Source organism: Stenotrophomonas sp. 2YAF22 (assembly GCF_052114665.1).
GTDB lineage: Bacteria > Pseudomonadota > Gammaproteobacteria > Xanthomonadales > Xanthomonadaceae > Stenotrophomonas > Stenotrophomonas indicatrix.
The window spans coordinates 1-5,152 of record NZ_JBFRFE010000292.1; the positions used below are offsets into that span (position 1 = coordinate 1).

Consider the following 5,152-nt stretch of genomic DNA (forward strand, 5'->3'; position numbering starts at 1 on the left):
GGAGCTGGACCGGCACATCGTCGGCCAGCATGACGCCAAGCGCGCGGTCGCCATCGCCCTGCGCAACCGCTGGCGCCGCATGCAGCTGCAGCCCGAGCTGCGCAACGAGGTCATGCCCAAGAACATCCTGATGATCGGCCCGACCGGCGTCGGCAAGACCGAGATCGCGCGCCGCCTGGCCACGCTGGCCAACGCGCCGTTCGTGAAGGTCGAAGCGACCCGCTTCACCGAAGTCGGCTATGTCGGCAAGGATGTCGAGCAGATCATCCGTGACCTGGCCGATACCGCCGTCAAGCTGTACCGCGAGCAGGCCAAGGTGCGCGTGCGCACGCAGGCCGAAGAACGCGCCGAAGACCGCATCCTCGACGCGCTGCTGCCACGCCGCAGCGGTGGTATCGGCTTCGACCCGGAAGCGGCACGCAACGAACCGTCGGCGCAGGACAACGAGACCCGCATCAAGTTCCGCAAGATGCTGCGCAACGGCGAACTGGACGATCGCGAAATCGAGCTCGACCTGACCGCCAACGTCAGCATGGACATCATGACCCCCCCGGGCATGGAGGAAATGGGCCAGCAGCTGAAGTCGATGTTCGCCAACCTCGGTGGTGGCGCCAAGGCGCACAAGCGCACGCTGACCATCAAGGCTGCGCGCCCGCTGCTGCAGGAAGAAGAAGCCGGCAAGCTGGTCAACGAGGACGATATCCGCACTGCCGCGATCGAAGCCTGCGAGCAGCACGGCATCGTGTTCATCGACGAGATCGACAAGGTCGCCAAGCGAGGTGACAACGTGGGTGGCGGTGATGTCTCGCGCGAAGGCGTGCAGCGAGATCTGCTGCCGCTGGTGGAAGGTTCCAACGTGTCCACCAAGTACGGCACGATCAAGACCGACCACATCCTGTTCATCGCATCGGGCGCGTTCCACCTGGCCAAGCCAAGCGACCTGATCCCTGAGCTGCAGGGCCGCTTCCCGATCCGCGTGGAGCTGGGTGCGCTGAGCAAGGCTGATTTCGTGCGCATCCTGACCGAACCCAAGGCCGCGCTGACCAAGCAGTACGAAGCGCTGCTGGCTACCGAAGGCGTCAAGGTCAGCTTCACTACCGATGCCATCGACCGTTTGGCCGAGATCGCCTTCCAGGTGAACGAGCGCCAGGAGAACATCGGTGCGCGCCGCCTGCATACCGTGCTGGAGCGCCTGCTGGATTCGCTCAGCTATGAAGCACCGGACCGCGATGGTGAAACCCTGGCCATCGACAGTGCCTATGTCGATGCGCACCTGGGTGAACTGGTGCAGGACCCGGACCTGAGCCGTTACATCCTGTAACCGGGAATGCGAAAAGGCCGCCGAAAGGCGGCCTTTTTCGTTGCGGCGATCGCCTCCGGTAGGTGCCGACCTTGGTCGGCACGCGGACGCGCCCGTCGCGCCATGGTCGGCCCGCCGACCAGGGTCGGCGCCTACCGGTCCGGCAGCGGCTCCGGCACCGAACCCGGTACGAACACGCCTTCCTTCACGTAGGCGGCCAGGGTCATGTCCAGCGCCAGCATGCCGTCGCGCTTGAGGTCCATCAGGTCCGGTTCGACCATCGCCCCGTGCAGCACGCCGAGCACGGTGGCGTGCAGCATGCGCGCGGCGATCTTCGGGTCGGCGCCGTCACGCAGCTGGCCCAGGTCCTGGGCACGGCGCAGGGCGCGTTCCATGCGGTCCAGGGCATCGCGGAAGCCGCTCTGCTGCAGTTCGGTCAGCACCCTGGTGTCGGCCGAGGCATCGCTGCGCAGCATGATTTCCATGGTCTTGCGCAGGCGCTCGTCCTCGGACAGCTCGATGAACGAGTGGATCATCACCGCGCGCAGGTCATGTATCGGCGTGTCGCGCTGGTCGGTGGAGGTGCGCTCCAGCTCCTGCATGAAGGGCAGGTGCACCCGCTCGACGATCGCGGTCAGCACCTCGCCCTTGTTCTTGAAATGCCAGTACACAGCGCCGCGGGTGTAGCCGGCGCGGGCACCGATCATCTCCAGCGTGGTCCGGGCCACACCGTGTTCGTGGAAACAGGCTTCGGCGGCATCCAGGATGCCTTCACGGGTTGCCTGGGTGTCCTCTTTGGTCTTGCGGGCCATGAGCGGGTACGAGTGCAGGTGAAACGTGGCTGAATTGTACCGGTTTACAAACAAACACGCATGTATGTATATTTCCCTCCCATCATTCCCGTCGTGTGCGTGGCAGGCCGTCCTGGCTCCCACTCCACCCGGGTGGGCGCTGTCCGAGCGGCCTTCCCTCCAGCAAGGAGAGGGGGCGCCTTGTCAGCCCCTGCTGAGATCCCTCCCTTCAAGAGCCATTCCCATCATGTTGCTGAGCCGAATCCGACCCTTCGCGTTGTCGCTGGCGATCGCTGCCACCGTCGCTGCCTGCGGCGGCCAACCCCAGGCGCCCGAACAGGGACCGGGCCAGGTCAGCGTGGTCACGCTGAAGTCCGAGACCGTCGGGCTGACCCGTGAGCTGCCGGGCCGCACCAATGCCTTCCTGGTGGCCGAAGTGCGCCCGCAGGTCAATGGCATCGTCGCCAAGCGCCTGTTCACCGAGGGTGGGATGGTCAAGGCCGGCGAGCCGCTGTACCAGATCGAGGACGCCAGCTACCGCGCCCAGGCCAACAGTGCGCGTGCACAGCTGGCCCGCGCCGAAGCCACCGCCAATGCGGCGCGGCTGAGTGCCAAGCGCATCACCGAGCTGGCCAAGGTCGACGCGGTCAGCCAGCAGGATCTGGAAAACGCCGTGGCCGCGCAGAAGCAGGCCGAGGCCGATGTCGGCGCCGCCAAGGCATCACTGGATGCCGCCAACGTGACCCTCGGTTATGCGCGCATCACCGCGCCGATCAGCGGCCGCATCGGCAAGTCCAGCGTCACCCAGGGCGCGCTGGTCAGCGCCGGCCAGGCAACTGCGCTGGCGACCGTGCAGCAGCTGGACCCGATCTACGTCGACCTCACCCAGTCCTCGGCCGAGCTGCTGCAGCTGCGCCGCGAACTGGCCGCCGGCCGCCTGCAGGACAACCAGCAGACACCGGTCAGCATCCTGATGGAAGACGGCAGCACCTTCGAACACAAGGGCACGCTGGAGTTCTCCGAAGTCAGCGTCGATCCGGCCACCGGCAGCTTCGCGCTGCGGGTCAAGGTCGACAACCCCGACGGCCTGCTGATGCCGGGCATGTACGTGCGCGCGGTGATCGGCGGCGGTGTGCGCAGCGATGCGGTGCTGGTGCCGATGCAGGGCATCGCCCGCGATCCGAAGGGCGATACCAGCGCGATGGTGGTCGGCAAGGACAACAAGGTCGAAGTGCGCCCGGTCAAGGTCAGCCGCACCGTCGGCGACAAGTGGCTGGTCGAGGACGGCCTGAAGGCCGGTGACAAGGTCATCGTCGAAGGCCTGCAGAAAATCGGCCCGGGCATGCCCGTGAACGCCACCGAACAGGGCGTCGCCCCGGCCAAGCCGGCCGCCGCCCAACCTGCAGCTGCGGCCGCAGGCGCGAAGTAAGCGGAGAACCCCATGGCACGTTTCTTCATCGATCGACCCATCTTCGCGTGGGTCATCGCGATCATCATCATGCTCGCCGGCGGCCTGGCCCTGTTCAAGCTGCCGATCTCGATGTACCCCAACGTCGCACCGCCGGCGGTGGAAATCAGCGCCAGCTACCCGGGTGCTTCGGCCAAGGTGGTCGAAGACTCGGTGACGCAGATCATCGAGCAGAACATGAAGGGCCTTGATGGCCTGATCTACTTCTCCTCCAACAGCTCGTCCAACGGCCAGGCCACCATCACCCTGACCTTCGAGAGCGGGACCAACCCCGACATCGCCCAGGTGCAGGTGCAGAACAAGCTGCAGCTGGCGATGCCACTGCTGCCGCAGGAAGTGCAGCGGCAGGGCATCAACGTGGCCAAGTCCAGCTCGGGCTTCCTGAACGTCATCGCGTTCGTGTCCGAAGATGGCAGCATGGATGCCAACGACATCGCCGACTACGTCGGTTCCAATGTCGTGGACCGTCTCAGCCGCGTCCCGGGCGTGGGCAACATCCAGGTGTTCGGTGGCAAGTACGCCATGCGCATCTGGCTGGACCCGAACAAGCTGCACACCTACGGCATGTCGGTGCCGGAAGTGGTTGCTGCGGTGAAGGCACAGAACGCGCAGGTGGCCATCGGCCAGCTGGGTGGTGCGCCGTCGGTGAAGGGCCAGCAGCTCAACGCCACCATCAACGCGCAGTCGCGCCTGCAGACCCCGGAACAGTTCCGCAACATCATCGTGCGCGGCGCGCAGGACGGTGCAGAACTGCGCCTGGGCGACGTTGCCCGCGTCGAACTTGGTGCCGAGTCGTACGACTTCGTCACCCGCTACAACGGTCAGCCGGCCAGCGGCCTGGCGGTCACCCTGGCCACCGGCGCCAACGCGCTGGATACCGCTGCCGGTGTCGATGAAACCCTGAAGGAACTGGAAGGCTTCTTCCCGGCCGGCCTGAAGGCCGAGATCCCGTACGACACCACCCCGTTCGTGCGCGTGTCGATCAAGGGCGTGGTGCAGACCCTGCTCGAAGCAATCGTGCTGGTGTTCGTGGTGATGTACCTGTTCCTGCAGAACTTCCGTGCCACGCTGATCCCGACCATCGCCGTACCGGTGGTGCTGCTGGGTACCTTCGGCGTGCTGTCGGTGCTGGGCTTCTCGGTGAACATGCTGACCATGTTCGCGATGGTGCTGGCCATCGGCCTGCTGGTGGACGATGCCATCGTGGTGGTGGAGAACGTCGAGCGCATCATGTCCGAAGAGGGCCTGTCGCCGCTGGAAGCCACCCGCAAGTCGATGAGCCAGATCACCGGCGCGCTGGTGGGTATCGGCCTGGTGCTGTCGGCGGTGTTCGTGCCGATGGCCTTCATGAGCGGCTCCACCGGTGTGATCTACCGGCAGTTCTCGGCGACGATCGTGTCGGCGATGGCATTGTCGGTGCTGGTCGCGATCGTACTGACGCCGGCGCTGTGCGCGACCATGCTCAAGCCGCTGAAGAAGGGTGAGCACCATGTCGCCCACCGCGGTTTCGCCGGTCGCTTCTTCAACGGCTTCAACCGTGGCTTCGACCGCACCAGCGAGAGCTACCAGCGCGGCGTGCGCGGCATCCTGCAT

Annotated in this window: 3 protein-coding genes and 1 pseudogene; 3 read left to right on the forward strand and 1 reads right to left on the reverse strand. The window is 65.7% G+C overall.

Annotated features, from left to right (window positions below):
- The coding region (gene hslU / locus AB4Y84_RS12615; RefSeq protein ID WP_442250222.1) for an ATP-dependent protease ATPase subunit HslU at positions 1-1,321 on the forward strand (1,321 nt) is incomplete at its 5' end.
- A gap of 131 nt (positions 1,322-1,452) precedes the next feature.
- On the opposite strand, the gene smeT is transcribed toward hslU, so the two are convergent.
- Entirely contained in the window at positions 1,453-2,112 is a 660-nt protein-coding gene (gene smeT, locus AB4Y84_RS12620) for an efflux transporter SmeDEF transcriptional repressor SmeT (protein WP_312108198.1), read from the reverse strand.
- Between the two features lie 226 nt (positions 2,113-2,338).
- On the opposite strand from smeT, the gene smeD reads away from it, so the two are divergent.
- The gene (smeD, locus tag AB4Y84_RS12625) at positions 2,339-3,520 is read left to right on the forward strand and encodes a multidrug efflux RND transporter periplasmic adaptor subunit SmeD (protein ID WP_089236968.1); all 1,182 of its coding nucleotides are present in this window, start codon (positions 2,339-2,341) and stop codon (positions 3,518-3,520) included.
- Between the two features lie 12 nt (positions 3,521-3,532).
- A pseudogene (gene smeE / locus AB4Y84_RS12630) lies at positions 3,533-5,152 on the forward strand (multidrug efflux RND transporter permease subunit SmeE); the annotation flags it as partial.